This window comes from Bathymodiolus thermophilus thioautotrophic gill symbiont (assembly GCF_003711265.1).
Lineage (GTDB): Bacteria > Pseudomonadota > Gammaproteobacteria > PS1 > Pseudothioglobaceae > Thiodubiliella.
On sequence record NZ_CP024634.1, the window covers coordinates 1,915,998 to 1,942,745 of the forward strand.

30 protein-coding genes are annotated in these 26,748 nt (G+C 33.3%); 13 read left to right on the forward strand and 17 right to left on the reverse strand.

Annotation, left to right across the window (positions count from 1 at the left end; translation table 11 throughout):
• Positions 1–53: 53 nt before the first annotated feature.
• From MS2017_RS06640 to MS2017_RS06655, 4 genes are all read right to left on the reverse strand, one after another.
• Positions 54–1,385, reverse strand: a complete 1,332-nt coding sequence (locus tag MS2017_RS06640) for an IS5 family transposase (RefSeq protein WP_122951691.1) — start codon at positions 1,383–1,385, stop codon at positions 54–56.
• A gap of 231 nt (positions 1,386–1,616) precedes the next feature.
• Positions 1,617–1,856 (reverse strand): hypothetical protein, encoded by a 240-nt coding sequence (locus tag MS2017_RS06645; RefSeq protein ID WP_122951692.1) that lies wholly within the window; start codon positions 1,854–1,856, stop codon positions 1,617–1,619.
• A gap of 168 nt (positions 1,857–2,024) precedes the next feature.
• Entirely contained in the window at positions 2,025–3,029 is a 1,005-nt protein-coding gene (locus MS2017_RS06650) for an IS5 family transposase (protein WP_122951693.1), read from the reverse strand.
• Between the two features lie 1,071 nt (positions 3,030–4,100).
• Positions 4,101–5,105, reverse strand: a complete 1,005-nt coding sequence (locus MS2017_RS06655; RefSeq protein WP_122950936.1) for an IS5 family transposase — start codon at positions 5,103–5,105, stop codon at positions 4,101–4,103.
• Between the two features lie 190 nt (positions 5,106–5,295).
• On the opposite strand from MS2017_RS06655, the gene MS2017_RS06660 reads away from it, so the two are divergent.
• Positions 5,296–6,189, forward strand: a complete 894-nt coding sequence (locus MS2017_RS06660) for a tyrosine-type recombinase/integrase (protein ID WP_122951694.1) — start codon at positions 5,296–5,298, stop codon at positions 6,187–6,189.
• A gap of 345 nt (positions 6,190–6,534) precedes the next feature.
• Here MS2017_RS06660 and MS2017_RS11925 read toward each other — a convergent pair whose 3' ends face one another.
• Positions 6,535–6,666: a hypothetical protein gene (locus tag MS2017_RS11925; RefSeq protein ID WP_420886035.1), complete on the reverse strand. Its 132-nt coding sequence runs from the start codon at positions 6,664–6,666 to the stop codon at positions 6,535–6,537.
• Between the two features lie 1,275 nt (positions 6,667–7,941).
• On the opposite strand from MS2017_RS11925, the gene MS2017_RS06665 reads away from it, so the two are divergent.
• Both MS2017_RS06665 and MS2017_RS06670 read left to right on the forward strand, forming a co-directional pair.
• Positions 7,942–8,151 carry a hypothetical protein gene (locus MS2017_RS06665; protein WP_122951695.1) on the forward strand — a complete coding sequence of 70 codons (210 nt, stop codon included), beginning with the start codon at positions 7,942–7,944 and terminating at the stop codon, positions 8,149–8,151.
• A 24-nt stretch (positions 8,152–8,175) separates the two neighbouring features.
• Positions 8,176–8,826 carry a DNA methyltransferase gene (locus tag MS2017_RS06670; protein WP_122951696.1) on the forward strand — a complete coding sequence of 217 codons (651 nt, stop codon included), beginning with the start codon at positions 8,176–8,178 and terminating at the stop codon, positions 8,824–8,826.
• Positions 8,827–9,291: 465 nt separating this feature from the next.
• Here MS2017_RS06670 and MS2017_RS11930 read toward each other — a convergent pair whose 3' ends face one another.
• The 6 genes from MS2017_RS11930 to MS2017_RS06695 all read right to left on the reverse strand — a co-directional run bounded on the left by MS2017_RS11930 (position 9,292) and on the right by MS2017_RS06695 (position 11,680).
• Positions 9,292–9,462: a hypothetical protein gene (locus MS2017_RS11930; RefSeq protein ID WP_420886036.1), complete on the reverse strand. Its 171-nt coding sequence runs from the start codon at positions 9,460–9,462 to the stop codon at positions 9,292–9,294.
• Between the two features lie 244 nt (positions 9,463–9,706).
• On the reverse strand, positions 9,707–9,937 hold the full coding sequence (locus MS2017_RS06675) for a hypothetical protein (RefSeq protein ID WP_122951697.1): 231 nt from the start codon (positions 9,935–9,937) through the stop codon (positions 9,707–9,709).
• 52 nt (positions 9,938–9,989) lie between these two features.
• Positions 9,990–10,685, reverse strand: coding sequence for a hypothetical protein (locus MS2017_RS06680; RefSeq protein WP_122951698.1), 696 nt, complete (start codon positions 10,683–10,685; stop codon positions 9,990–9,992).
• Positions 10,686–10,703: 18 nt separating this feature from the next.
• Positions 10,704–10,940, reverse strand: a complete 237-nt coding sequence (locus MS2017_RS06685; protein WP_122951699.1) for a hypothetical protein — start codon at positions 10,938–10,940, stop codon at positions 10,704–10,706.
• 61 nt (positions 10,941–11,001) lie between these two features.
• Positions 11,002–11,304, reverse strand: a complete 303-nt coding sequence (locus MS2017_RS06690; protein ID WP_122951700.1) for a DUF6283 family protein — start codon at positions 11,302–11,304, stop codon at positions 11,002–11,004.
• Positions 11,305–11,329: 25 nt separating this feature from the next.
• Positions 11,330–11,680, reverse strand: a complete 351-nt coding sequence (locus MS2017_RS06695) for a hypothetical protein (protein ID WP_122951701.1) — start codon at positions 11,678–11,680, stop codon at positions 11,330–11,332.
• 180 nt (positions 11,681–11,860) lie between these two features.
• Between MS2017_RS06695 and MS2017_RS06700 the strand changes: the two genes are divergently transcribed.
• The 7 genes from MS2017_RS06700 to MS2017_RS06730 all read left to right on the forward strand — a co-directional run bounded on the left by MS2017_RS06700 (position 11,861) and on the right by MS2017_RS06730 (position 17,583).
• Positions 11,861–12,331 (forward strand): hypothetical protein, encoded by a 471-nt coding sequence (locus MS2017_RS06700; RefSeq protein ID WP_122951702.1) that lies wholly within the window; start codon positions 11,861–11,863, stop codon positions 12,329–12,331.
• A 1,790-nt stretch (positions 12,332–14,121) separates the two neighbouring features.
• A complete protein-coding gene (locus MS2017_RS06705) occupies positions 14,122–14,451 on the forward strand; it encodes a helix-turn-helix domain-containing protein (protein WP_122951703.1) in 330 nt (109 codons plus the stop codon).
• Positions 14,444–14,935 (forward strand): S26 family signal peptidase, encoded by a 492-nt coding sequence (locus MS2017_RS06710; RefSeq protein ID WP_122951704.1) that lies wholly within the window; start codon positions 14,444–14,446, stop codon positions 14,933–14,935. The genes MS2017_RS06705 and MS2017_RS06710 overlap by 8 nt, the downstream gene beginning before the upstream one ends.
• A 35-nt stretch (positions 14,936–14,970) precedes the next feature.
• A complete protein-coding gene (locus MS2017_RS06715; RefSeq protein ID WP_122951705.1) occupies positions 14,971–15,261 on the forward strand; it encodes a single-stranded DNA-binding protein in 291 nt (96 codons plus the stop codon).
• 96 nt (positions 15,262–15,357) lie between these two features.
• A complete protein-coding gene (locus MS2017_RS06720) occupies positions 15,358–16,362 on the forward strand; it encodes an IS5 family transposase (protein ID WP_122951107.1) in 1,005 nt (334 codons plus the stop codon).
• A gap of 265 nt (positions 16,363–16,627) precedes the next feature.
• Positions 16,628–17,248, forward strand: a complete 621-nt coding sequence (gene parA / locus MS2017_RS06725; protein WP_122951706.1) for a ParA family partition ATPase — start codon at positions 16,628–16,630, stop codon at positions 17,246–17,248.
• Positions 17,242–17,583 carry a hypothetical protein gene (locus MS2017_RS06730; protein ID WP_122951707.1) on the forward strand — a complete coding sequence of 114 codons (342 nt, stop codon included), beginning with the start codon at positions 17,242–17,244 and terminating at the stop codon, positions 17,581–17,583. Before parA ends, MS2017_RS06730 begins: the two co-directional genes overlap by 7 nt.
• Positions 17,584–17,744: 161 nt before the next feature.
• On the opposite strand, the gene MS2017_RS06735 is transcribed toward MS2017_RS06730, so the two are convergent.
• From MS2017_RS06735 to MS2017_RS06745, 3 genes are all read right to left on the reverse strand, one after another.
• Positions 17,745–19,523: an AAA family ATPase gene (locus MS2017_RS06735; RefSeq protein ID WP_122951708.1), complete on the reverse strand. Its 1,779-nt coding sequence runs from the start codon at positions 19,521–19,523 to the stop codon at positions 17,745–17,747.
• A 428-nt stretch (positions 19,524–19,951) separates the two neighbouring features.
• Complete coding sequence (locus MS2017_RS06740; RefSeq protein ID WP_122951709.1) at positions 19,952–20,929, reverse strand: BsuBI/PstI family type II restriction endonuclease; 978 nt, start codon at positions 20,927–20,929, stop codon at positions 19,952–19,954.
• Positions 20,926–22,470, reverse strand: coding sequence for an Eco57I restriction-modification methylase domain-containing protein (locus MS2017_RS06745; RefSeq protein ID WP_071564076.1), 1,545 nt, complete (start codon positions 22,468–22,470; stop codon positions 20,926–20,928). The genes MS2017_RS06740 and MS2017_RS06745 overlap by 4 nt, the downstream gene beginning before the upstream one ends.
• A gap of 914 nt (positions 22,471–23,384) precedes the next feature.
• Between MS2017_RS06745 and MS2017_RS06750 the strand changes: the two genes are divergently transcribed.
• On the forward strand, positions 23,385–23,864 hold the full coding sequence (locus tag MS2017_RS06750) for a hypothetical protein (RefSeq protein ID WP_122951710.1): 480 nt from the start codon (positions 23,385–23,387) through the stop codon (positions 23,862–23,864).
• Here the strand turns inward: MS2017_RS06750 and MS2017_RS06755 are convergent.
• Genes MS2017_RS06755 through MS2017_RS06765 form a run of 3 tightly spaced genes read right to left on the reverse strand, consistent with a single transcriptional unit; the run spans position 23,831 to position 25,387 of the window.
• Entirely contained in the window at positions 23,831–24,532 is a 702-nt protein-coding gene (locus MS2017_RS06755; RefSeq protein ID WP_122951711.1) for a ThiF family adenylyltransferase, read from the reverse strand. The genes MS2017_RS06750 and MS2017_RS06755 overlap by 34 nt on opposite strands.
• A complete protein-coding gene (locus tag MS2017_RS06760) occupies positions 24,529–24,912 on the reverse strand; it encodes a hypothetical protein (RefSeq protein WP_122951712.1) in 384 nt (127 codons plus the stop codon). Before MS2017_RS06760 ends, MS2017_RS06755 begins: the two co-directional genes overlap by 4 nt.
• Before the next feature lie 10 nt (positions 24,913–24,922).
• Entirely contained in the window at positions 24,923–25,387 is a 465-nt protein-coding gene (locus tag MS2017_RS06765) for a YegP family protein (protein WP_241156916.1), read from the reverse strand.
• Between the two features lie 130 nt (positions 25,388–25,517).
• On the opposite strand from MS2017_RS06765, the gene MS2017_RS06770 reads away from it, so the two are divergent.
• Both MS2017_RS06770 and MS2017_RS06775 read left to right on the forward strand, forming a co-directional pair.
• On the forward strand, positions 25,518–25,850 hold the full coding sequence (locus MS2017_RS06770) for a helix-turn-helix domain-containing protein (protein ID WP_122951713.1): 333 nt from the start codon (positions 25,518–25,520) through the stop codon (positions 25,848–25,850).
• Complete coding sequence (locus MS2017_RS06775; protein WP_122951714.1) at positions 25,850–26,614, forward strand: ImmA/IrrE family metallo-endopeptidase; 765 nt, start codon at positions 25,850–25,852, stop codon at positions 26,612–26,614. The genes MS2017_RS06770 and MS2017_RS06775 overlap by 1 nt, the downstream gene beginning before the upstream one ends.
• Positions 26,615–26,748: the final 134 nt, after the last annotated feature.

The following is a 26,748-nucleotide window of genomic DNA, read 5'->3' on the forward strand; positions in this document are numbered from 1 at the left end:
GTCAACCCTTAAAAACCCCAAACCCCACCACCCCTAATCAACCAAACCAGTTTTCAAACAATAACACACAAAATCCTCGCCCTTTTCACAAAAAACAAACCAATTTTTTGCAAAGACAAAAAAATAACAGTGGCAATCAGCCACTTTTTCAAATTCCACGCTATAGCAGCCATTAAAACATTAATCTCATCACCAACTTGCCCTTTGAGTAAATTCCTAGACAATCTAAAATCTGCTTTAAGATGTCCAATGATAGGTTCTATTGCTGCTCGTCTTTTACACAACTTACGCTTTTTATCTCGTTGGTAACGGCTGTCTCGTTTCAGGGGCTTTTTAGGTAAGATGATTTCAGCCCCTAGTACTTCTTTTGCACCCACATACCCTCTATCACATACTGCCTTCTGAATGGGCTTGATACGATTGGCGTTAGCGTGAGCAATGGCTGTATCTAGTGTTTTTGAATCATGAATGTTTGTTTTATGACTTGCCACGCCAACGATAATGTTACTGTCTTTGGTAGAGACGATTGAAACTTTGTTGCCATATTCATATTTCTTATGGTCTTTGCCTTTGGCAATAACATAAACATCGGGCTCATGTAGGGCGTAAATTTTGTTTTTGTCTCCAGGTTGTTGAGCGAGCACTTTTTGGTAGAACAAGAAGTCTTTTTGATAGATTTCAAACAAAGAATGAGTTGGAAGTTTGCGTTGTAGTTCACGGATAAGCTTGTTGGCAATGGTTCTGAGTCTTTTAAGGGCTTTTTTGGCTTTGGCACGCTTTTTGACATGGCGAAAGTGGCGAATGCTAAGGCGACAGTTTTTAACTTCTTTGACATAAGTTCTTCGCTGTTTGATGCCGTGTTGTTTTGCCAGTTTGTTTAAGCGATTAATTATCTTAATTGCCAGTTTGGCGTCAGTAGGATAAGTGATGTTTTTCTCTTGAACGGTGGTGTCAATTAACACAGTTGACTCTTGTGCTTTTTTACCGTGTAACTCAACGCTCATTTTAAAGATAAGATTAAAACCTTTAACGCCAATGCGTTTTCTGAAATGCACTAACTCAGTGGCGTTACAAGCTACATCAGCAATATAAGCACTGTGACCACAAAAGTATTGGTAATACGGGTTTCTTTTAAACTGCATAACAACGGCTTCATCTGATAGATTCTCTAACTGTTTGAGGATAAGCAAGCCCACCATTAGGCGAATGGGTTTTGAGGGTCTGCCATTGTTAAGGCAATAGTGCTTGGTGAAGGCATCATTAAGAACTTGCCAGTCTATGGCGTGAGATAGTGTAATGAGTGGGTCTTTGATGTCTAATTGATTAAAAAGCTCTGAATGGAATAAATTGTTTTGGGTGGATATTGGTAAGGATTCGGTTAGCATATTTTTTAGGTAAAACGACCAGTAAAAGAGTGTTGTTATACCAAAAGTTGGTTGATTTGTCTATGGGTATTTGATTTTTTATTGTTATAAATCAAATTGTTGTGTGGTTTTTAAGGGTTGACTAAGTAATGTCTGTAGACCAAACTTGATTGGCATGATTGATACCAAGGCCTCGAAGCTTGTAACTGTACTTCTTATGCGTTTTGATTGATATGGTCGTATCAACTTTGTTTAACTGCCAATACTGCCTTTAAGCAGGGGTCTTCGATAGCGTGCAACGGTGTTTAAGCTTACTTTGAATTGTTGATGTACTTTTTTTTCGCCGTAAATAGGTATGCGTTCAAACACTTTGATAATGTGGTTTTTTGATGGTTTGCTTAGTATCGTTTGTTTTTGACTTGTAATATAAGCCACTTCTGTTAATGCCCAATAATTGACATTGATAATTAACGGATAAAAAGACCCCTGCATAGCACCCTAAAACCAACCATCAAAACCCAAAACCCTCAATTTTTGACTTTTCAAAGTCAAAAAATATATAAAACCCAGCTTTCATTAAAAAAATCATCAATACCAACTATAAATCGCTCATTTTCTACTCTTTTTTGTACTGTTTCCACAAAAAAAACACAATAATCCCTAGGCTGTATTTAATCCCTTGTTAATATAAACATTCGCCGCTCTAACTAGATTATAAGCAATAGCTTTAAGATTAACTTCGCTGGCAACTTTCTCTAAACCAATATAACGACTTCTTGCCAAACCATAAGTGCGTTTGAGTGTACCAAAGGTGCGTTCAACCACAAACCTTCTTTTGCTGATTGCTTTATTGCGTAATTTATTCCAATGACTCATTTGCTTGCCTTTGGGTTTTTTGCGCATAATACCATCTCTTAACTTTTGTGCTTTAAGTGCCTCACTATTAGCTTGAGAGGCTGCTCCTTTGTCGTATAAAACTCTTACGCCTTTTTGATTGCCTGCCTGTTTAACATTTTCTTCAAAATGAGTCATTTCACTATCATTAGCAGGGTGCGTAGTGGCTTTGTTAATTAATCCATTGGCATCAGTTGTTACTACTGATGAATATCCATAAGTGTATTTTCCCGCCTTAAATGTCCATCTTGCATCTTTATCATCTGAATATTGAATTGGGTTACTATCAATCTCATAAACCTCACCAGTTTTGTGTGTTGTAATAATCTTCTTAGTGCGTCTAGCACTTTGAATTAAGGTTGCATCCATGGCAACATGTTTGCCATTAGAGAGTTTGAGTTGATTGTTCTCAAGCATAAGATTGATGCTACTCAAAAGTCTATCAAATAGATTTTGTTTGATTAGTTTGGTTCTAAATCTGCCAATGGTTGTGGCATCAGGTTTGTTGCCACTTAGGCTAAAGTTGCAAAAGTTAATAAAGACTAAATCTCTACTAAGACTATCAGCCAACTTCTCATCAGAGAGATTGTGCCATGTGCCTATTAATAGCGCTTTAAACAGACTAACAGCAGAATAGTCAACTTTAATATGAGACAGATCTTTGGTTATAACTTCCCAATCGATAACTTTGTTAATGATGTCTAGTTGGGAGTTTGGTATGTTGATAAAACTATCAGCAAAGGTTTGTTCTTGAGTGGTTTTAACTCGCATTTTTTTGTAAGTATCTGATAATTATAGTATTTTATCATAAATGCTAATGTTTGCATAAGGTTTTGAGGGTTAATTTGTGATTTTTTGTTGGGTTTTTTAGTTTAATACAGGGGTCTTATAAAGAGGATGAAGATGGCTTGAAATCAACTAACTGCTTGAGATTAGATGAGTCCAAGCTTTTTAGCTTTTTTGCCAACCACTTCTCTACTGTTACTTTGCCTACTATGGTAGTTAGACGCTCATTCTGTTGCTATGCTTTGACAAGTTCTTCTTTGTATTCTTTAACAGCTTTAGAGGGCTCTATGGCAATTTCTGCGTTAGCAAGAAAGGTTTTCTTTTAATTTTGTAGGTTCTGAGGAAGGATGTTATGCTTGCTAGCAATCTGCACTAAGGTTTGTTCGTTTTGCAATAGTTCAAGCACGAGTTTAGTCTTGAATGCAGGGGTATATTTAGTTTGTTTTTTACTCATTTTTTTGTTTAGTTTAACGAATTTGAAATAAGGAAAATTAAATTGTTGTTTGAAATTGTTGGGGCTTTATAGATCGTCCAATTCTAAACGCCCCACAATTTGTTTAGGACTCCAATACTCTTTTAACTTTTCAACAATGTAGCCTCTAGACATTATCTACAACCTAATGACTTTGTTTTTCTCTTGATGTCTTTTGCAAGCAAGTCCATTGACTTGATTGTATCGGAAACCTTTTTTGCCAGTATTGCAAGACAACTCTCTAGAAATAGTTGACTTATTCCTACCCAATAAATTTTGATTGCACCCCTGTTTGTTCAGTAGATAAATATGGTATCTTTGTTCTTAGGTCAATTGGGTATATTTTTTCATATTTCACTCCTTTTTCTTGAGTGGTCAATATACTCTTTTGTTCGACCAATGAAAGACCCCTGCATAGCACCCTAAAACCAACCATCAAAACCCAAAACCCTCAATTTTTGACTTTTCAAAGTCAAAAAACATATAAAACCCAGCTTTCATTAAAAAAATCATCAATATCAACTATAAATCGCTCATTTTTTACTCTTTTTTGTACTGTTTCCACAAAAAAGACACAATAATCCCTAGGTTGTATTTAATCCCTTGTTAATATAAACATTCGCCGCTCTAACTAGATTATAAGCAATAGCTTTAAGATTAACTTCGCTGGCAACTTTCTCTAAACCAATATAACGACTTCTTGCCAAACCATAAGTGCGTTTGAGCGTACCAAAGGTGCGTTCAACCACAAACCTTCTTTTGCTGATTGCTTTATTGCGTAATTTATTCCAATGACTCATTTGCTTGCCTTTGGGTTTTTTGCGCATAATACCATCTCTTAACTTTTGTGCTTTAAGTGCTTCACTATTAGCTTGAGAGGCTGCTCCTTTGTCGTATAAAACTCTTACGCCTTTTTGATTGCCTGCCTGTTTAACATTTTCTTCAAAATGAGTCATTTCACTATCATTAGCAGGGTGCGTAGTGGCTTTGTTAATTAATCCATTGGCATCAGTTGTTACTACTGATGAATATCCATAAGTGTATTTTCCCGCCTTAAATGTCCATCTTGCATCTTTATCATCTGAATATTGAATTGGGTTACTATCAATCTCATAAACCTCACCAGTTTTGTGTGTTGTAATAATCTTCTTAGTGCGTCTAGCACTTTGAATTAAGGTTGCATCCATGGCAACATGTTTGCCATTAGAGAGTTTGAGTTGATTATTCTCAAGCATAAGATTGATGCTACTCAAAAGTCTATCAAATAGATTTTGTTTGATTAGTTTGGTTCTAAATCTGCCAATGGTTGTAGCATCAGGTTTGTTGCCACTTAGGCTAAAGTTGCAAAAGTTAATAAAGACTAAATCTCTACTAAGACTATCAGCCAACTTCTCATCAGAGAGATTGTGCCATGTGCCTATTAATAGCGCTTTAAACAGACTAACAGCAGAATAGTCAACTTTAATATGAGACAGATCTTTGGCTATAACTTCCCAATCGATAACTTTGTTAATGATGTCTAGTTGGGAGTTTGGTATGTTGATAAAACTATCAGCAAAGGTTTGTTCTTGAGTGGTTTTAACTCGCATTTTTTTGTAAGTGTCTGATAATTATAGTATTTTATCATAAATGCTAATGTTTGCATAAGGTTTTGAGGGTTGATTTGTGATTTTTTGTTGGGTTTTTTAGTTTAATGCAGGGGTCTTAATGAGTGTTGCACTCATGATGTGAATTCAAGGTTTATTCTATTCCTTTTATTTGAAAAAAAGGACTTCAAGAATGAAATTAATTAAATTACTGGAACTATACCAAGAAGAAAAGCCACATTTATCACCAAGAACAATCGATAAATACAAATCAATTATCAGCATGTTTGCAAAGGACTCAAATATTGATAATATCTTTGTCACACGCAACGAATGCATTAAATGGCGCAATAAAATATTAAACAGATCAAGTGCTGGAAATTGCAATAATTACCATCGACACATGAGGTCTTTATTTAATTTCGCAGTTGCCGCTAATTATTTAGATGAGAATGTTTTTCAATCGATTGATATTTTAAAAACAAGCAATGTGAAATGTAAAACAATCAGCGAAGTAACATTTGAAAAATTGTTATTGACAATAAAACATGATAAATATTATTCATGTCACTCATGGTTTTATTTAGCAATGATAGATGTTTTTAGATTTACCGCTATACGCCGAAGGCAATTAATTGGCATTAAGTGGCGTGACATTAATTTCAATGAAAAAACTTTATACCTAGATGCTAAGTATTCAAAAAATAAAAATGATAATTTGGTACCTATTAACGATATTTTGATTGAACACTTTTCAACACTTATGGAAAAATCAAAAAATCCAAAACAATCAGAACAAGTTTTTAACATTACAAAATTTTTAAATAGTTACAAGGCAGAACAAATGAACGAAGACCATGTCTCAAGGTTATTCACAAAATGGTCAAAAAAAATTGGCGTACTTGTATCTCCCCACAGATTTAGACACACAACGGCAACAAAGATTGCCAATAGTGGGTGTAATTTGAAATCACTGCAGCAATTACTTGGTCATTCTGACATTAAAACAACTTTAGGTTATGTTGAAACGAATATTGATGATTTAAGGAGAATTCAGTTAGTCATTAGCAATGTGGAAAATAGATAAAAAACTATTTATACCATTTATAAATTCTCAATCAATAAAGCGCATTTTTATACTGGTGATTTTACTTGTTAACCCAACCTAGTCCTAGTAGAAAATACAATTTAAATCACTAGGCAACTATTTTGTATATTTTTCCATAGGTTTCGCCACACTTAAATATCGCTTTTTTAGTTAAACAAATTACTCAAGTAAAAAAGTTTAAAATTTTAAAATTTATTACCTCAATACCCTCACTTGTTTTATAAGTACCACTAAGCATTTACCATTCTGTGTTTTGCATGAGAGTACATAGGGAATTAATACACTTCAACTGCCATATTCGAATAGGTGAGCCTCACAAGCCCTTCAAGCGCTATCGTTCGAAGTAGAAAATGTTTCAACTGCCGTATTCGAATAGGCGGGTCTCACAGCATCCTTACAATACTTGGCTAAGAATGTTGATGTTTCAACTGCCGTATTCAAATAGGCGGGTCTCACATATTTTCCGCCAAAGTGGTGAGGAAGTAGTAAGTGTGTTTCAACTGCCGTATTCGAATAGGCGGGTCTCACATCCAGAGTGTTCTGTACCTGATGAGACTGGTGCTGTTTCAACTGCCGTATTCGAATAGGCGGGTCTCACTCTACTGCTCTGGAGAAGAATCTGGAGGCGGTTATGTTTCAACTGCCGTATTCGAATAGGCGGGTCTCACAGGATGGAAGTCGCTGAGTTGCGTCCGCTTGATGAGTTTCAACTGCCGTATTCGGATAGGCGGGTCTCACAGTACCCTAAAAAACACCTTATAAATCAACGAAATACAAGGCGAATTCGGCAACCTCGGTGATTTTTTAGAAAATCTAGTGAAACTGTGTATATTATACCTTTTTAATTTGGTTAAAGTGTTGTGGTTAAAGCATTCGGCAAGTGAAAAACTTAAGTGATTGATTTTTAATGAAATAACTTAACTTGCTATTTTTTTATCGTGCTTGCCGAATTGGGTAACAATTACAGTAGGGTTGTTTTGAGCAATACAGTGTTATCTACTAAGGCAATAATACCTTAATCGTTTATTAAATAGGTTGAAAAACTATCTCTTTATAAGGGTAAAGACAGTTACTTGCCTTGTGACCAAGTTTCGTAAACTCAACTCAATCATAAGGCGAGTAACTCACTTTGATTTTTAAAGCCGAAGTCTGTGACACGGTATCCAATAGATTAAAAGAGCGTGTAAATATGGATAAACTATTTACTGCCCTTCGGCGAGGTAACGCAAGCGTTTGTTTGTTGTAAAAGAATAAGTCAAAGCGTGTATCTCTAAAATTTGCCATCAATATCAAATTGCACATGGTCGCATAAAAACCTGATCAATGGAACGAATTTTAAATTGTTTTAAACTACTCTCAGGTTCACAGATTAAACCAATCAAAAAAAGCGCACCAGTTCATTAGGCAAATATCACTCAAGTAAAAAAGCTTAAAGAGCCAAACTTTTTTGCTTCAGTGATTTTTTTTAAAAGCAATGTCGGAACTAAAAGTTTTCTCTAAAACACACAAATTTAATTTGTCAAACCAATAATCCTCACTCGGTTTCTAAATACTTGCTAACAATCTAAAGAACAGATTTAAGCAGCATTAAGAACTGCGACTTGCGGTGATTGATTGCGCCAGCTTGACTAATGAAATTTGCATGTTGACTTTGTTGGTTCACCAAAGTATGGCGAGGTCTAATGCTAAAGCATTGCCTAGTCATACTTTGTATAACCTAAAGGAGAAAAAATGAAAGCAAAGATACAAGATGAAAAAATAGTGGGTGTTAATGACTATGTTTGTTTTAAGGCAGACTGCGAAATATGCGGAAAAATAATTGATATTAATTGGACGGAGTGGAATAACAGTATTAAGGAAATAACCATTCAAAGTGGTGGTTCTGACCCTCAATATCAAGAAATTCAGGTGATTTTAGCCAGTGATTGCTGGATAGATTAAATAATATTGAAGGAGTAATGAAAAATGATAAATAAAAATATAATTTTTAATGCTAATTGCGTTAACAAAATGGCAAGCTTGCCAAATAACAGTGTTCAAATGATATTAACAGATCCACCCTATTTAGTTAATTACAAAGATAGGCAGGGTAGAGGGATTGCCAATGATACAGCCAATAACGCTGATTGGCTAACCCCTGCTTTTAATGAGATGTATAGGGTGCTTGATAATAACAGTTATGCGGTGGTTTTTTATGGCTGGAATGAAGTGGACAAATTTATTGACGCTTGGCGAAATGCTGGATTTAGAATTATTGGGCATTTTGTATTTTATAAAAAATATGCTTCAAATGGTAGAATGGATAAAAAGCACATGGAGTATAGGCATGAGTGCGCTTATTTACTTGCTAAGGGATATCCGCAGCCTTACGAAGTCTTACCCAGTGTCATGGGTTGGAACTATACAGGTAATAAATTTCATCCAACACAAAAACCAGTTGACTTATTGCTAAAACTTATAAAAGCATTTTGCCCAACTGGGGGAACTGTTCTAGACCCTTTTATGGGTAGTGGATCTACCGCAATGGCTTGCATCAAATCACAAATATTTGATTATCTGGGTTACGAATTAGACAGTAATTATTTTAACATTGCTATAAAAAGACTTGGGGGCTGAATAGTTTTTAATAGTTTATATCTTAAAGTAAAGTTATAATATTTTTATAAAAGCCTCGATTAAAAGAGGCTTTTTTTTAATTGGCAATAACTGAAACAAGGTAAAGGCAACCACCTGTTTTTTTAAAAGGCAATATCGGAATTAATAAGCTTTCTTTAAGATGCACAAAATTTAACCCATTAAATCTTGCTCGCTTCATAAATACTACCAAGTGTTTGCCACCCCATGTTTTGCGTGGGAATGGGTGGGGGATATTTCAACCGCCGTATTCGAATAGGCGGGTCTCACAGAACAAGATAGGTCGTGGCTTAGGCATACTAAAGGTTTCAACTGCCGTATTCGAATAGGCGGGTCTCACGGAGTATCAGGACTGGCAACCTTAGGGGTTGTGTTTCAACTGCCGTATTCGAATAGGTGGGTCTCACTTAAGCACATGTTCATATCAGGTGAGGGTCGCAATACGTTTCAACTGCCGTATTCGAATAGGCGGGTCTCACTACGGCTAGTGCGGTGGGTAACCAGACTGTGAAGGGTTTCAACTGCCGTATTCGAATAGGCGGGTCTCACCAAAGAAGGCACTGGCGATGCGGATGTTTTAGAAGTTTCAACTGCCGTATTCGAATAGGCGGGTCTCACAGTGCCCTAAAAAACACCTTATAAATCAACGAAATACATAGCGAATTCGGCAACCTCGGTGATTTTTTAGAAAATATAGCGAAACTGTGTATATTATACCTTTTTAATTTGATTAAAGTGTTGTAGTTAAGCCATTCGGCAAGCGAAAAACTTAAGTTATTGATTTTTAACGAAATAACTTAACTTGCTATTTTTTTATCATGCTTGCCGAATTGGATAATAATTGTAGCGATATTTACTTGCATCATTGCTTCAAATAACAATCAACTAACAACTGCAACCTTTCTTTGTTTGAGCCCGCTTCAATTGATTCAAAATCAGACAATAGTTTTATATCACTCTCTTGAGATTTATTAAACTTGATTGCTTTGCTTATAATGTGTTTTTTAGTCCATTCTGCTGAGGTTTTTTTTCTCAATTCCTTTGAGTGCTTTGTCATTGAGTTGGTGCCAACGGTTTTTTTCTCTTTTGTCATTTTAATGCCCTATTATTTGCAAATTATCAGCCCCCTCCCCTTCTGTTTTTTCTTAAAGATGTCTTAGTTGATTTGGCTCGTTAAAATCATTATTCCATAATTTCAATTTTGTTGCCAATTTTTGTTTTTGAGTTTCTTTGATAATGTCAATATTAAAATAACTTGCTTTTTCCAATAAAATTTTTTGATATTCATCTTCTAAAAATAATGGGGTTTGCTTTTCAAGTTTCTTTAATGTCCTTTGTTTTCTCATTTTCAAGATTGTTTCTGCACTTCTTACAACGGGTATTTTAACATTATCAAAATTAACTGATATGTCATATCCGCCACCAAGCGCTAGTTGCTTTTTTAATTCAGGATATAGTTTTCTTGCCTTTTTAAACAACTGTTCAGACAATTCATTTCTATCAACATTGTGTTCTAAAAATTCCCAAATCAAAGTGCTGGGTGCGCCACTTGGGGGTGTTGTGTAAGGACTCCCCCAGGTAATACTATAAGTTGTTATGGTTTTATCCATAATAGGTGCGACGATTATATAAACATCTTCACTGCATTTTGTGTATTCTTTACCATATCCTAAAACCCAATTTATACCTCGTCGCTTTATATTGCGTCTGACAAAACGATTAAAGCCTGGACGGCCAAAACCCCAGCCCTCTTTTAATGTCTCGTTGCTTTTTATAAATGCAATATCAAGGACTGCATTTGTTATATTAGATGCCAATTGTGGCAGGTCTTTTGTTTTCATGTTGCCTCTATTTTTTATTTATAAGGCGATAGATTTTGCTAAATGCTTAAAAAAATCCAAAACATCTGCGTTGACAAAGTCAATTTCAACCAATGTTTTTTTTATTGCTTGCTGGTCTTTTTTTGCGGCTATTAAAATATGTTCAATCACCACCTCAAGAGTAATGAGATTTACACCTGTTTTACCTTCAATTTCAAAAATCGTGTTAATGTCAATGCCCTTCTCTTTAATTAAATTATTTAAATATTTTTTCATGGTTACTTTTATTTGTTAAGTTATAAATTATTATACGCTACTATATAATAAAGTCAAGAATTTAATTGATTATTTCATGGTGTTTAATGCAATTATTTTGGGTTTTAAATAGCAGCTTTAAGTCTGCTTCTCTGGCTGTATACCCAATTCTTTTAGCAAAAGACCTGTCACTTAATGCCAAATGCCCAGCGCAAATTTGGTTGGTTTTATTTTTTCCTAATGTTGCAGAAGTAGTCTTGTGGCAATGGAAAATCTCAGAGTTTAAAATTTCAGACATTCTGTCAGAGCCTAACCAGCCTTTGGGGGAATCCTTTCTAAAGGGGCAGTTACCGCACACCTTTCTGGTATATTTGGTATTTTCCATATATTTTCTTTGTTGGTTTAAACTTCTAGAATAATGTTACTTGGATGCTTTCCTCAAAAAGAAAGCCATCTTTTTCAAGCATTTTTTTAAATTCTTGGGCTACAAAATCATCATTTTGATATTGCTTAATATTTAAATGATGAAAAAATGTTGATCGATACCCAGTACTTGTGTATTTTTCCCACCCTTCGCTGAGGGCATAAAATTCAAGATGACCAAGGATGCTGTTGCTGGTTTTTCGATAGTCGCAATAAAACGGATTTATTACAAGTATGCACTTATAAAATCCGCTTTGAAACAATACACATCTTTTATTTTTATCTGATGTTTCTGCTTTTATATCTTGTTCTTTATGAACTTTATAAGGTACATTCATAGCGCTATATTTCCTTTATTTACTTAATAAATATATTATACGCTACCTTATAATAAAATATTAACTTTTTATTGTCTTTTTTATTAAAATAATGCTTGAATTTATTATATAGTAGCGTATAATATATATTACAGGTTAAAGACCTTGGTTACCTTATAAAATTTACGGAGAAATTAAAAAATGAAAGACAGGACTCAAGAAATATATAAAAAAATGATTGACATGGAAAAAAAATTTAATACCAGCAAGGAAACAGTTGATTTAATTAGAGTGTTTATTGATTTAAATTATGGCATTTACGACATATTAGCCGCAATTGACTTGTTGCATATTCAAAAAAGAACGGATAAGATTGAAATTAAATTTTTAAAACATTCGATAAAAGTAGATGGGAAAAATTACAGATGTTATTATTTTCCAAACTTAATGGATACTGGAAAAATAGGCATCCAAATTACTGGTAAAAATTATAAGCGCTTACCTAAAATTTTAAACCCAAAGAATGAAAGTGATGCAATGACAGATTATTTTGAAAATGATAGAGTTTTTATTGAGCAAGGTACAAAATATTTTAAAGCAGTACTAAAGCAAGCGTTACGCATTAAATACAATCAAAGTGATGTGAATTTAGAGTTTGCGAAAAATTATTAGTTGATACCATTTTTCTTAAAAAGCCTCTGTCAAAAGGGGCTTTTTTTAATGTTGGCAATAACTGAAATAAGGTAAAGTCAGTTACTTGCCTTGTGACCAAGTTTCGTAAACTCAACTCAATCACAAGGCAAGTAACTCACTTTGATTTTTAAAGCCGAAGCCTGTGGCACGGCATCCAATAGATTACCCATATTTGCAAAAGAGCGTGCAAATATGGGTAAACTATTTACTGCCTTTCGGCGAGGTAACGCAAGCGTTTGTTATGATTAAAAAGAAAAGGCAGGAGTGCCCATATAAATTACTTCCATTAAGTTTGATGAAATTCAATCAAGTAAACGCATTTTAAAATGCGTTTACTTACACTAGTGCCAACAGTGAAATCTGCATAATGAAGATCAGTCATCAAATCTCCCGAACCATTGGCATCACCTATTGAAAAGACTGAAAAACAAATTACATATGCTTCATTCAGGTAAATAAAGTTTCAATAGGGCTAAGTAGGTGTATTGGTACGGATATACAAACAATAAATCAATAGCACGGTAAGTCAATACACATAACAAACGCTTAAATCACAAATATGGGCTTCATTTTAATTTAGACCTATTGGGCGTGTCCGTTTTTAAAATCCTAATGGTTGTGGCAATCATTTTGCTAGTGGGAGCCTTGAAAATCTACATTGTGCAAGAATTGATATATGGTGTGTGATTAAGTCTGCTTGGCATAAGCCCTAAAGAACAGGTCTTATACCGAAAAAATCCAGCCCCTAAACGGGTCTGATTTTTTGTAGTTTTTTTTGTTTAAAAGCAATGAATAATAGTTTTATATGCTGATAGCAATTTACCAAGGTTTATTAATTTTTCAGAAAAAGCAGAATAGTATTGCGCTCAATAAATGTGCCAATAATTAAATCGATGTTAGTGGTACTTTTTTAGAGTTGCTTATGGCGCACTTCTAATTATTTTTCACACATTGCAATCGAGTTTTTTTTAATGAATGCATAGCGTCTGAAGACACTTAAAAATCAAAAGCGGATCTGTTTCTGAAATTCCAATGGTTGCCAACAAATCAAAATCATTTTTTAAAACTCTTTTGTTTATTTTTTCAAAAAAGCAAGGTGGTGTCGTTCTCAATAAATGTACCAATAATTAAATCAATGTTGGTGGTACTTTTTTTAGAATTGTTTGCGGCGCACTGTTGGTTATTTTCACACATCGTAATCAAACTTTATTTTGATAGGTGCATGGTGTCTAAAGACACTTAAAAATCAAAAGCGGATCTGTTTCTGAAATTCCAATTATTGCCAACAAATGAATTCATTTTTAAAAAAACACTTCTGCCTGGTGTCAAACTCAATAATGTACCAGCCATTAAATTTATATTGGCGATACTTTTTCAACATTAAAATCAAGCTTGTGCATATCTGTAAAATTGTGCAAAACAAAAAGAGCACTAGCAATCATCCCGCCAGCGGGAACCCTAAAAATCTTCTACACCTGATGCACGGTTGTGCAAGGTGTAAAACCGCATAGGAATAGACTTAGTTTGTCGGACAATCGGCACCTCCATTTGTCTGCCATTTAGCAGACGAAAATAAAAAAAAATAAAAAATGCTTTAGTAGTGGTATTTGTAGTGGCAAACAAATGGCAGACAATGAAAATAAAAAAATGTCAAAAATCGAAAACACAAAATTCAATGTAACGCTTATCAAACCATTTTATTAACTTAATCATTATCTCTAATTATCTGTAAAATAGCCTAAAACAGATAATTAAGTAAATAAAAAAATATGCCAATTTCAGCAATTAAGGCACTAAAAGAACGCTTGAATAAATTTCTAATCGATAGTGGAATGAGTAAAAACTCTTTGGCAAAAACATTAGAAATATCTCAATCTCAAGTCTCAAATTTATCAAATTTTGGTGCAAAAAGATGGACTAAAAATACCAAAAAAGTTAATGATTTTATTGAAGAATACTATCAAGATAATATCAAAATACCGTCAAAAATAGAGCAAAAAATCAAGAGAATTTTAACAAACAATCCTCAAAATAAGACTCACATATTGAGTGCTTTAGAGATAATAAACTCACTTACAAAAGATATTAAAGATGATTAAAAATACCAAAAAATCCACTAAAATCACGCCTAAAAAACTGTTGATTTTTAGCTTAATTGCGCTCGTAATTTACCTTATAATCGGTGCGTTTTTTACTCATATTGTGGTCAATATTTCCGACTCTCATGCAGGCACATTGTTTTGGAAAAGCGATAAAAATCCAGGGAAAAATGAGTTTGTTTATTTTAATTTTAAACACCCATTGTTACCTAAAAATATTAAAATTTTATCTAAAAAATTGGTTTGTATTGGTGGCGATAAACTGCAAATTAATGACAAATTTATCATCTGCAATGAGCAAAAATATCCGATTAAACGCAACCAAAAAACAGGAAGTGGAAAGCTAATAAAGCAATTTTATTATGATGGCATTGTGCCAAAAAATAAGGCTGTAGTTTGGGGGTCTAATCTTGAGAGTTTTGATAGTAGGTATTGGGGGTTTATTGATTATCAAAAACTAAAAACTATACTTATATTATTTTAAAGCTATCTGCTTGTACCCAAGAAATAGGAGGACAAATGTGTAACATTAATTCAGGGACATTGTATACAATTATAATTCTAGAAGATTCAGAAGTGAGGGTGGAAACTAGGGAGCATTACACTACCAAGGAGAATTATGAATTTATATACCAAGAAGCTTATATTGATGGTATTAACAAATTCCCAGTCCTTTTTAAATTAAGAATTAAATCAGAAAATGAATATTACAAACAAGGAAGTTACACTTGCAACAACATGTTTACAGTTGCCAATAAAACTCTTAAAGTGTCTAATTATCTAGAACTTAAGACCCCTGCATTAAACTAAAAAACCCAACAAAAAATCACAAATCAACTCTCAAAACCTTATGCAAACATTAGCATTTATGATAAAATACTATAATTATCAGACACTTACAAAAAAATGCGAGTTAAAACCACTCAAGAACAAACCTTTGCTGATAGTTTTATCAACATACCAAACTCCCAACTAGACATCATTAACAAAGTTATCGATTGGGAAGTTATAGCCAAAGATCTGTCTCATATTAAAGTTGACTATTCTGCTGTTAGTCTGTTTAAAGCGCTATTAATAGGCACATGGCACAATCTCTCTGATGAGAAGTTGGCTGATAGTCTTAGTAGAGATTTAGTCTTTATTAACTTTTGCAACTTTAGCCTAAGTGGCAACAAACCTGATGCTACAACCATTGGCAGATTTAGAACCAAACTAATCAAACAAAATCTATTTGATAGACTTTTGAGTAGCATCAATCTTATGCTTGAGAATAATCAACTCAAACTCTCTAATGGCAAACATGTTGCCATGGATGCAACCTTAATTCAAAGTGCTAGACGCACTAAGAAGATTATTACAACACACAAAACTGGTGAGGTTTATGAGATTGATAGTAACCCAATTCAATATTCAGATGATAAAGATGCAAGATGGACATTTAAGGCGGGAAAATACACTTATGGATATTCATCAGTAGTAACAACTGATGCCAATGGATTAATTAACAAAGCCACTACGCACCCTGCTAATGATAGTGAAATGACTCATTTTGAAGAAAATGTTAAACAGGCAGGCAATCAAAAAGGCGTAAGAGTTTTATACGACAAAGGAGCAGCCTCTCAAGCTAATAGTGAAGCACTTAAAGCACAAAAGTTAAGAGATGGTATTATGCGCAAAAAACCCAAAGGCAAGCAAATGAGTCATTGGCATAAATTACGCAATAAAGCAATCAGCAAAAGAAGGTTTGTGGTTGAACGCACCTTTGGTACGCTCAAACGCACTTATGGTTTGGCAAGAAGTCGTTATATTGGTTTAGAGAAAGTTGCCAGCGAAGTTAATCTTAAAGCTATTGCTTATAATCTAGTTAGAGCGGCGAATGTTTATATTAACAAGGGATTAAATACAGCCTAGGGATTATTGTGTCTTTTTTGTGGAAAGAGTAAAAAATGAGCGATTTATAGTTGATATTGATGATTTTTTTAATGAAAGCTGGGTTTTATATGTTTTTTGACTTTGAAAAGTCAAAAATTGAGGGTTTTGGGTTTTGATGGTTGGTTTTAGGGTGCTATGCAGGGGTCTTAACTTGTCAAGATTAAGGGTGATAATATTTTAATACAATAATACTTATATTAAAATATTATTGTATAATAGTGGCACTCAATAAGGATAAATAAACATGAAGACAATCGCAATTCTCAATCAAAAAGGTGGTGTAGGTAAAACAACTCTTGCAATTAACCTAGCCTATTCTTTAAAACAAGATGGGCACAAGGTATTAATTGTTGACTCAGACCCGCAAGGCTCGGCAAGAGATTGGAACAATGAAACAGAAGGCGCTGTGGTGCCAGTTGTGGGGTTAGATCGTGCTTCTTTAGCAAATGATATTAAAGCTGTAACAAGTGGCTATGATTTTATTATTGTTGATGGTGCGCCACAACTATCTGCACACATGGCAGCAGCTGTTAAATGTGCTGATATGATATTAATTCCAGTCAAACCATCATCGCTGGATTTATGGGCAAGTAGTGATTTGGTGGAAATTATTAAACAACGCCAAGAAATAGGTGTGAAATTGCAAGCGGCATTTATAGTTTCTCAAGCAATTAATAATACAAAGTTAGCAGACGAAGTAAGTGAAGTTCTACTCGAATATGGATTACCAGCCTTTCAAACCAAAGTAATGAATCGAGTCTCCTACCCAGATTCAATATCAAATGGAAAAACCGTTTTTCACACTCAAGATAAAAAAGCACAAGATGAAATCAATAGCATTAAAGAGGAGCTACTACAATGTTAAGTGTCAAAAAACCCACCTCCAAAAGTAAAGATATTGCGGAAAAAATGAGGGAAAAGGCAGTGAGAATTTCCTACCTTACCGACGGGGAGATGAAGAAATTAAAAATAAAGTCTATCGTTACTGAAACTAAAATCTCAACTTTGCTGGATACACATTTAGCAAAGGTTATGAAAAATAAAAGCATTAAATTCCAAAAAATAAAAGCAGGGGCTGAAAAGCGATCGTTTGCAATTAATAAAAAGAGACTTGAGGAAATGAAAATATTTTTGATAGAACAAGAGGGAATCACTCAAGATATTTTAATTTACAATGCCATTTTAATGATAATAAAATAATAGAAATGAATAGGTAATTAAATTTAGAGAAAATGGCACCCCGTAATCACAAACAACTGTATAGCCCTTAATCACGACTTCTTAAAAGCACTACATTTGTTGGTAAATAGGCGTTTTTGTATTTGCTTTACAAGAAAATATTGCGAAATAAAAAACACCATTTATTGGGATCCTCTATTTACCAACTCTCTATCTATAATCTCAAATATACTTTCAAAGTTTACAAAGTCTTCTTTTGTTCCATTTTTACAAATCCAATCACACAAATTACCTTTTTCATCTTTATTTATTTCCCATTTTTCTGGTTCGATAATTTTTTTACCTCTTACAGTTTTTTCCACCTTTGGTGTAATATCGATAAAAGCCGATTTATGTTTTTTTGCTTTTTTTATAGTTTCATTGGTAAATAAATTTTCAATTCCAATAGAAATAGTATTGTCAGTAGTGGGGATAATATGCTTGACAACCTTCCCTTTTTTTCCTTTTGATTTATTTGTGTCGCAATCATAGAGTAGTAATATATTTTGTGGCACTATCTCAGATAATTTTGAATTATAATTTTTCCATATTTTATCTAACCCTCCAAAACCATTGGTATCATACATTTCTATGTGATTTAACACATCTTTTTTCTTTAATAATTCTGCAGATTTTTCTATATACCTTATATCGAAATCACCTTCAACAAAAAGAATAGATTTTCTTGATTTTTCTATACTTTTATTTATTTCTTTTTCAAATCTTTCAGTTTCTTTTAATATAGAATAGGCCTTATCAAACTCAGAAAACCTCTCTGAGGTAATAACTTTTCCAGATGGCATATCTATTATTTCAAACCCATCTTCTCCGAATTTATTTTTCATACCTAAGACAAACAAAGGTGAATGCGTTGTTATAATAAACTGCACTTTAGGGAACATTGAGATCAACTCAGGCAATACGGAATTTTGTAAATTTGAGTGTAAATGCACATCAATTTCATCAATCGCCACTATTCCTCTCATTTCCGATGTTAATATGGCTGTATTTTCGCTATTTCTAATAATATTTATAAACAAATTTAGTAAAATTGACTCCCCAAGAGACAAGTTATCTATGCTTGGCAATATTTGTTTTTCATTGCCATCTTCTAAGTTTTCCATTATGGAAACCCTATAGCCACCTCTTGTACCTATTGCAAGTCTACATTGTTCATTTTTTAAAATTTTTTTAAGAATAGAGTTAACGCTATCCCAAAGCATTTTATTGATAAACTCACCAGACTGCGATTTCATTTGATTATGTACAAAAAAATCTAGAACCAAATCAAGCAAGAAAGATTTGTTGTCTCTAGTTGATGAAATAATCTCGATTTCCTTACCTAATTTATTGTTATATCTTATTTCCTCGTTAAATAGAATATCGTTATAAAAAGATTTTCCTTTCCAAAAAGGTTCTTCATATCTATATGCTGGCTGGTAAAAATGTACACCACTTAACCACTCTTGCTGTAGAGCATCCCTACGATCCTCTATTTCACTTACTTTCTTTTCATTATCATTTTCACTACTCGGAAGTATTGAAAAATCTTTTATAAATTCTTTAAAATCGCCTTCAGTAGCCACCCCTATTTTGTCAACATATTCTATACTTTTACCATTTTCATCTTGCAATTTCAAAATAGAAAAGCCAGTATTGCACCCCGTTTTTAAATTTACCCCACCCAATACTTTAAAATATTCATACCCTCCCCCTTGTGATGATTTTTGAATATCTTCAAATAACTTACCCCCTATTTCATATAAAGCATCAGCTATCGTTGATTGCAAAATAGTCTTACCAGCTCCATTTTCTCCAACAAAAATGATTGGCTTAGGCGTGTTGTTTCCATTAAAAGGCAAATCTACAGATAGCTTTTCTATAGGCCCTATATTTTTTATTCCAATGTTTTTGAGATACATAATATTTAAAATTTAATCAATGGTTTGGATTATATTATAAAACCCCAATAATTTCAGACAACAATTTAATTTTTCTTATTTCAAACCCATTAAAATAAACAAAAAATCGGAGTAAAAAATGAATCAAATATGCATCTATATTCAAGACTAAACTCGTGCTTGAACTATTACAAAATGAACAAACTTAGTGCAGATTGCTAGCAAGTATAACATTCTTCCTTGAAGCCTCTAAAACTGGAAAAATACCTTTATTGCTAACACAAAAATTTCCATGAAACCCTCTTTTGAAAAAGAAGTTTTCAATATTCCATTAGAAGTGCATGTACTTTTTGAGAAAAACTAAAATTTTCTGAAAATTTTTTATTCCATAATAATTTTCTAATTCAACATGTGTTTTATTTATAAATACTACAGATTCCCTTGCTTTTTCATTTATGGGGGCCTAAAAACCTATCACCATTAAAATGAATCATATGATCTGGATTGTCAGCAATCCAAACCTCTGTTTCCCATGCGATATCCGCTGCATTTTTTCTAAATTCTGTACGGTCTGGGAATGCTGTCACATACACGCAACCAACTTTACAGCCTGCAAAAGCCTCTTCAAGTTCAATCCGGCGCTTAGATGAAACTGGACCGTGACTTGTAACGGCTTCAATCAAAAGCAACCACTTACGGTCTTTATCATATACCACAATATCAGGTAATTTATCATGAGACATTGGTGACACACCTAATGATTCTAAATATTCAGATTCCAATCGCATTAACTTTCCACCCTCTTTTCGACTGCTTGCAGTATCGCCAATATAAAGCAATCGGCCGCTTGCTCCAACAAAACGAGCGCAAAATTCATGAATGATATCTGCGTGAAGTTGATTGTGTTTACCCGGTGATAATTTGATCATTTCACCATTTGGCAATGTAATGGGGATTTTATGCTTATTAAGTACTCGTTCATATTGAGCTATTAATTCTGGGACAGCATTTTTATATTCTCTTATTTTGGCTTCCCACTCTGCATTTGGATAGGTTTTCAGAATATTCAATATCAATTTATTCAATGAATAATTATTGTGCTTGCTGTTCGTTGCTCGCGTTGGATCGTCACGGTTTCGATCTACAATACGAGCTTGCTCAAACTGGTGAAGTGTTTGTCGCCTAATGGTTTCACGGCTATTAGGCTTATAATCCATACTATAATTATTACGGATAAATTCCATTATGCTTACTGTTGGTAAAAGTGGTGCTGTTGCAGACGACCAATCGCTTGAAGGCTTTATATTGGCCAATGCTAGAAAAACCCATGCAGACCTATTATTACATTGAGCCTTTGGCAGACCCAAAGCTGTCAATAATATTTTTGCATCTCGGAGTTTTTCTTTTTGTTGAGTAGTGAATTTCAATTTTCACCTCTTATACTTGAACTTATCACGCCAAGAATCTGATTCACGATCAAATCAATTTTAGTTGTATCAAAGGTCTTTAACTTTTGAACCTGCTTACCCATTTCCTTCACTTGATCACGCCCAGGAAATTTCATTGTCCTAATTTCAGTTGCATTTACTTGTGTATTCCCTGAAATACACCTGAAATATTTATCCATAAATGACGAATTAAATACTGCTGCAAGACCATAAGCCTCAGTTGCTGATAACTTATCATTTGTAACGCCAATATAATTAGTTTTATTACCAAAGCCAATTAATTTGCAGGTATGTTTATTTGCAAGATGAACACCTGCAATCAATCTGCGTTTTTCGTCTTTTGGTGAAAAGCGTTTTAGTAACAAATAAGTATTATTTTCAATTATATGTTTAGCATACCCCCCCTTAAGTATAAAGGATACTTCTTTTTTATGCTCACCTGTCCATGTAGCAGTTAATGGTGTTATATTGTGAGGGCGGTAAAGTGGAACTGTATTTTCTGTGTCGGTGTTTGTTGTTATATATCCTCTAGTACGATGCTCAACTACACGCCCAGTTGAAATAAAATACCCTGCCTTTTCAAATGTAGTTTCCAGACTTTCAGCTTGGTTTAAGATATTTGCTTCATTATCTGATTCAGGAATACGAATAAATTTTTGATCATTTGAACTATCGATAATCAAATCCACAGGATGCTTTCCTTCTTTAGCGCTATTAATTTGCAAATCGCAATAACTTGAACGAACGGTAATGGTATTGGATACACCGCCCTTTACAAAATAACAAATAATATTTTCTTGAAGTACTGATGATTCCTCAGAGTTAAACACTTTACCCCTATGCTTAAAAATATGAACCAATTCTAAAGATAATTTACTTAGTAAATAAGCGCGAAAACCCTTGAAATAAAGTCCATTTGCAAAACTACGGGGGGTAATCGTTACCATCTGTCCCTTATCCCTCAAACAAGCTAGCGCTACTGCCATAAATGATGCATATATATTTGGGTCGCCTTTATATAGATCCGCTGTTGCCTTTGCATATGGAGACTCTTTGGCGCTGTATTTAAAATAAGGCGGATTGATCACAGATACATCAAAGGACTGAATACTTTTATCTTTATCAGGTCTAGTAAGTACGAAATCTTCACAATAGATATCATAAGTAAAGGTTGCCTGTTGTAACTTGAATGCATCTCTTACAATCTTTAGAGTCTCTTCAAGATTAATGAGGGCGTCACTGTCTAGTTCATATAGCACTGCGTGAACAGTTTTACAACCTGTATCTAAAAAATATAAGGCTGTAGAAGCCGTCAAAATACCAGTTCCAGCTCCAGCATCCAAAATACGGATAGTTTCACTTTTAGGATTACTTAATAGTGACGCCATATAGTTAGAGACAACTGATCCAGTAAAAAATTGTCCCAAACTTTTTCTAACCTTCATAGATTTAGATCGAAGAAAATCCCTTTGAAGGCAAGTAATATCATTTTTTAACTCAAAAAGTACTTGTTGATTCAAAATTTCATCTCAAATGATTGGTAAGTATATCTATGATTATTATCCCTCATTTCAACTATTTTGGGTGCCTATAATTTGTGCAGTTAACAGCGCTTAAAAAAACACTGCTTTTGGCTGCCAACTGGAATTTTTGTTAGCATTAATTATGTGCCTTAGTATCTGTATAGCCTTATCAATCCAATCTTTGATATTATCAGATATGTGGTTACACCCTCTTTGCTATTAGTTCTTAGCGAATCGTAGGTATTAACAATTGTAGACAACTTCTTATTTATTAGTTTGCACATTACATAATATAGAAGTCTTTGCATAAATATGGATGATTAACAAAATTCAATTTTTGTCAAGTGGGTGAAAAGTGAATTTTTGATGATTATTCAGATTTATACGAAGGTCTTGCGCCCCATTTTCCGCCTTGTTTTACAAGACAAAATGGCAGATGGTTTTAGTGCTGATTTTAATTTTTTTATCTAATTCTAAATACCCTACAATTTGTTTAGAATTCCAATGCTATTTTAGTTTATTGCCAATATAGTGCTTAACTTCAACAGTGATCTTTATGGCTTTATTTTTCTCTTTATACCTTTCGTGGGCTTGCTTTTGACGACAGCCTATTTTTCCAAAATTACGAGATAATTCTCTAGAAATAGTTGACTTACTCTTGTCTATTGATTTGTCGATAAAAGTTTGATTGCATTCTTGTTTATTCCGTAAGTAAATATGGTATCTTTATTTGCAGGTCAATTATGTATATTTTTGCATGTTTCGCTCCTTTTTCTTGTCGGATTAAAGAGTGGCTAACATGCCTCCTTGACCTGCACTTTTATGGTGTGAATTTAAGATTACTTAGCGCCTTATCACTCTTAAAGTAAACAGGATTAATGCTAAATTACGATGAAATTGGTTAAATAAAAATGAAAAAAATATTCAGTTTTGTCAGTTTTTTTTGGCAAAAATTCAAATTACTGCTTGATTTTAGTAACAAAAAAGATTTAAGCTGTCTGTCAACAGATGCAACTGTTGAGTTAAGAAAACTTGGTAACAGTTGCGCATTGACTGCATTATCTAGAGTGAAACCAAAATTATCCTATGACGATATTAGTGATGCTTTTTATAATTGCTGTGATCAATGGCCTAGTTCTGGAGTTAAACATAATGAATTTAATGTGGCCTTAAGATATTTAAATATTTTTGATAATTTTATTTATGCTGACAATAGTCAGAGCAATTTAAGATTTTCGGATTACTCAAGAAAAAAAGGAGTTTATATACTGCTTATACCTGGGCACTACACTGTGCTTTATAATGGCAAAATTTATGATAGTTATGGATATGGAAACTTATCAAAAAGTACTAAAGTTTATTGCTCTTGGCTGTTATCGACAGGGAAATAATTAACATATTTCCTTTCTATATAATTTTCTTTTTTAAAATCTCCGTCTTTCATATGATGCATCATCAAGTGAAATCCAACAGATACAGCCTCCGAAACTATAGGCATGTAAGAGCCATTATTTTCACCATATCCTTTTAAATCTTTCTCAAAATTTGGAGTTTTGGTCATCCAGCCACAAACAAACCTAGAAATATTTTCATTAATTTCTACACCTACAACCAAATACTGATTGTTCACATCATTTAACAATTGTTCACACTCTACCCTCATATCGTTGCTATCAATAGCAATAATAGTTATGTCAGAATCTACCACTAAATCTCTAACTTCTTGTCTATCATTATCGCCATCTATATAAGTGCCAAAATTTCTGGGAATAGTTTTAATATTAATTGTGCTATTGATAGCTTTTAGTCGTTTTTCTAATATTTCAACTTTATATTTACCAACATCACAAACTAAAAAAGGAGTTCTGTTAAGATTTTTACGCTCAATACAATCACTGTCTATTAATGAGATATTGTTTGCTCCAGTTCTAACGAGCATTTCTGCAAAGAGTGAACCCACGCCCCCGCAACCAACGATGCTAAATTTATTATTTTGAATCTTAGTTAATAAATCATCACCAATAGCAAGGTTAGTACTTGTGGTTAGATCATTAGTCATCTTGTATGATTTTCTTCTTTGACAAATCTATAAAGCCCATCGCATAAATTTAAAATATCTAATACACTATATAAACTTGTATTTATTGAATATGGGTGATAAGTTACTCCGTTATGCTCAAATTCATTATACGATGAATGGTATTTTGGTTTACTACTATCAGTAGTATTATCAATCTTAGTGGAAATCCAACATTTGTGGTTCAATCCATTTGAGCCAATAGATAAGGCTATAGATAAATTTAATTCTCCATCGTTATTATTTGGATAATAGTCTTCCAGTGCAATGATTTCACCAGAATCATTCGCAACAAGAACAGATGGGACTAATGTATAATGAATTACATTTTTTTTCAACAAGTCTTTTAAATTATTATCCATATTGCTAAAATTATGAACCTGGAGGGATAGATGGATTTTCCTTTGTATCATCTTGGTTTCTAGCTTCGCACACTGGATCATCCTCTGGATTTTCAAATATAATCTTTGCCCTGCCCATTTCTACCCTAACATTTTCTATGCTTTTTAAAATGCTTTGTTTAGATGAAAACCCTTCACCACCAATAGCCATAAACTCATGATTACCAGCCTTTAATCTCCAGCACCATTCACTATTTTTCTCACTTTGAAAATACTCAAATCTATAGCCTTTATCAGTATCTTCATTACTTTCATCTAAAAACACTGGAGTACTAAGATTCACTTTGTCTTTAATAGTTTTTATCGACCTTTTTACACTACTTTTTACAAATGACTCTTCACTCATAGCAATGTTTTTATGGTTAGAATCCACCAACCTCCATCGCCAACACTGCTCCCCTTTATCCTTACCTCTGTAAATCTTAAATTCTGACATATTTACTCCTCATGTTAGTTACATAAAAATCAATTTTAACTAAAAAATATCAGTTAAAATTAACAACTGTGATATTATAAACAAAAATACAAACTTTTGTGAAATATTTTTTATAACAATAGTGATTAAAATGAAAAAATCAAATGAAATAGCAAATAAAATTAAAAATTTAAGAGAAATATCTAAATTGAGTCAGTCTGAACTAGCCAAGAGAGCTGGTGTTACCTCATCTGCTATCAGTATGATTGAAAGTGGACAACGCCTTCCATCTCTTGTCGTGACTAAGAAAATTAGCGAAGCATTTAACATGACAGTGTCAGAATTGACTGGTGAGAAAGTATCAAAAAATACTAATAATAAGGCTCAAATATTTTTTAGAAAATATAGTGAGTTAAATGATTTAGGTGAAGCAGATCAAAAAATCATTAAAAACTTAATTAAAAGTTTAAAAGATAAAAAATAATGGAAATTAATTTACTTAAAGCTAAAGCAGAGGCGGAAAATCTTTTAGAAGATTTGGGATTGTTAAAGGTGCCTGTGTCTGTAGAAGAAGTATGTCAAAAAATTGGCAATATTGATATAACAGAAGCAAACATGTTGGCCCCTAATTTCAATGGCGCTTCTTTTGGTAGCGAAGAAAATGTCAAAATATTAATTAACAAAAATATTGATAATCATCATCGCAGAAGATTTACTAAAGCACATGAACTAGGTCACACTATTCTCCATATCTTTACGGGCAAACAGTCTAAATTTCAATGTAGTGACAATGACATTACATACAACAGTGGCAACAATTCTGAATATGAAAAAGAAGCCAATATATTTGCCTCATCACTCTTAATGCCATCAAAGCTTATTGAAAAGGAAATCCATAGAAATGATTTATCTTGGAGATTGATACAGGAGATAAAAAATATGTGCGATGTATCTTTGGAGGCAGCGACCAGAAAAGTCATCAGTTTGTCTAAAGAACCATGTTGTTTGATTATTCATAAAGATAGTCAAATGTGGACGCCTGTTAAATCAGATTCATTTAATGCATATATCAACACTCAATCATTTCCAGATAATTTGAACTACTCAAAAGAAACCGATAATTTTCCAGATAGTTTAGAAGAATGTGATGCTATGGATTGGCGAATAGATAACAAAATGAGGCTGAACTATTCCTCTATTTATAATAGTGAGTTTGCCCGAATTATGACACTGTTGCTAAAATTTTAATGAAAGACAACTATTAAAAATTCTAAATTTTTATTTATCTTTATCAATCTTCTCCAAATTTCCCAACAGATTTTTGCAAGTCAAAAATTCAGATTTGAACTTGAATTCGTCTACTGCTGAAAATGAGATGATGT

What these genes read in the sequence shown, in the direction of transcription:
- MS2017_RS06640 (WP_122951691.1), bottom strand. Translation starts at nt 1,385, where the DNA reads ATGCTAACCGAATCCTTACCAATATCCACCCAAAACAATTTATTCCAT.
- MS2017_RS06645 (WP_122951692.1), bottom strand. Translation starts at nt 1,856, where the DNA reads ATGCAGGGGTCTTTTTATCCGTTAATTATCAATGTCAATTATTGGGCA.
- MS2017_RS06650 (WP_122951693.1), bottom strand. Translation starts at nt 3,029, where the DNA reads ATGCGAGTTAAAACCACTCAAGAACAAACCTTTGCTGATAGTTTTATC.
- MS2017_RS06655 (WP_122950936.1), bottom strand. Translation starts at nt 5,105, where the DNA reads ATGCGAGTTAAAACCACTCAAGAACAAACCTTTGCTGATAGTTTTATC.
- MS2017_RS06660 (WP_122951694.1), top strand. Translation starts at nt 5,296, where the DNA reads ATGAAATTAATTAAATTACTGGAACTATACCAAGAAGAAAAGCCACAT.
- MS2017_RS06665 (WP_122951695.1), top strand. Translation starts at nt 7,942, where the DNA reads ATGAAAGCAAAGATACAAGATGAAAAAATAGTGGGTGTTAATGACTAT.
- MS2017_RS06670 (WP_122951696.1), top strand. Translation starts at nt 8,176, where the DNA reads ATGATAAATAAAAATATAATTTTTAATGCTAATTGCGTTAACAAAATG.
- MS2017_RS06675 (WP_122951697.1), bottom strand. Translation starts at nt 9,937, where the DNA reads ATGACAAAAGAGAAAAAAACCGTTGGCACCAACTCAATGACAAAGCAC.
- MS2017_RS06680 (WP_122951698.1), bottom strand. Translation starts at nt 10,685, where the DNA reads ATGAAAACAAAAGACCTGCCACAATTGGCATCTAATATAACAAATGCA.
- MS2017_RS06685 (WP_122951699.1), bottom strand. Translation starts at nt 10,940, where the DNA reads ATGAAAAAATATTTAAATAATTTAATTAAAGAGAAGGGCATTGACATT.
- MS2017_RS06690 (WP_122951700.1), bottom strand. Translation starts at nt 11,304, where the DNA reads ATGGAAAATACCAAATATACCAGAAAGGTGTGCGGTAACTGCCCCTTT.
- MS2017_RS06695 (WP_122951701.1), bottom strand. Translation starts at nt 11,680, where the DNA reads ATGAATGTACCTTATAAAGTTCATAAAGAACAAGATATAAAAGCAGAA.
- MS2017_RS06700 (WP_122951702.1), top strand. Translation starts at nt 11,861, where the DNA reads ATGAAAGACAGGACTCAAGAAATATATAAAAAAATGATTGACATGGAA.
- MS2017_RS06705 (WP_122951703.1), top strand. Translation starts at nt 14,122, where the DNA reads ATGCCAATTTCAGCAATTAAGGCACTAAAAGAACGCTTGAATAAATTT.
- MS2017_RS06710 (WP_122951704.1), top strand. Translation starts at nt 14,444, where the DNA reads ATGATTAAAAATACCAAAAAATCCACTAAAATCACGCCTAAAAAACTG.
- MS2017_RS06715 (WP_122951705.1), top strand. Translation starts at nt 14,971, where the DNA reads ATGTGTAACATTAATTCAGGGACATTGTATACAATTATAATTCTAGAA.
- MS2017_RS06720 (WP_122951107.1), top strand. Translation starts at nt 15,358, where the DNA reads ATGCGAGTTAAAACCACTCAAGAACAAACCTTTGCTGATAGTTTTATC.
- parA (WP_122951706.1), top strand. Translation starts at nt 16,628, where the DNA reads ATGAAGACAATCGCAATTCTCAATCAAAAAGGTGGTGTAGGTAAAACA.
- MS2017_RS06730 (WP_122951707.1), top strand. Translation starts at nt 17,242, where the DNA reads ATGTTAAGTGTCAAAAAACCCACCTCCAAAAGTAAAGATATTGCGGAA.
- MS2017_RS06735 (WP_122951708.1), bottom strand. Translation starts at nt 19,523, where the DNA reads ATGTATCTCAAAAACATTGGAATAAAAAATATAGGGCCTATAGAAAAG.
- MS2017_RS06750 (WP_122951710.1), top strand. Translation starts at nt 23,385, where the DNA reads ATGAAAAAAATATTCAGTTTTGTCAGTTTTTTTTGGCAAAAATTCAAA.
- MS2017_RS06755 (WP_122951711.1), bottom strand. Translation starts at nt 24,532, where the DNA reads ATGACTAATGATCTAACCACAAGTACTAACCTTGCTATTGGTGATGAT.
- MS2017_RS06760 (WP_122951712.1), bottom strand. Translation starts at nt 24,912, where the DNA reads ATGGATAATAATTTAAAAGACTTGTTGAAAAAAAATGTAATTCATTAT.
- MS2017_RS06765 (WP_241156916.1), bottom strand. Translation starts at nt 25,387, where the DNA reads ATGTCAGAATTTAAGATTTACAGAGGTAAGGATAAAGGGGAGCAGTGT.
- MS2017_RS06770 (WP_122951713.1), top strand. Translation starts at nt 25,518, where the DNA reads ATGAAAAAATCAAATGAAATAGCAAATAAAATTAAAAATTTAAGAGAA.
- MS2017_RS06775 (WP_122951714.1), top strand. Translation starts at nt 25,850, where the DNA reads ATGGAAATTAATTTACTTAAAGCTAAAGCAGAGGCGGAAAATCTTTTA.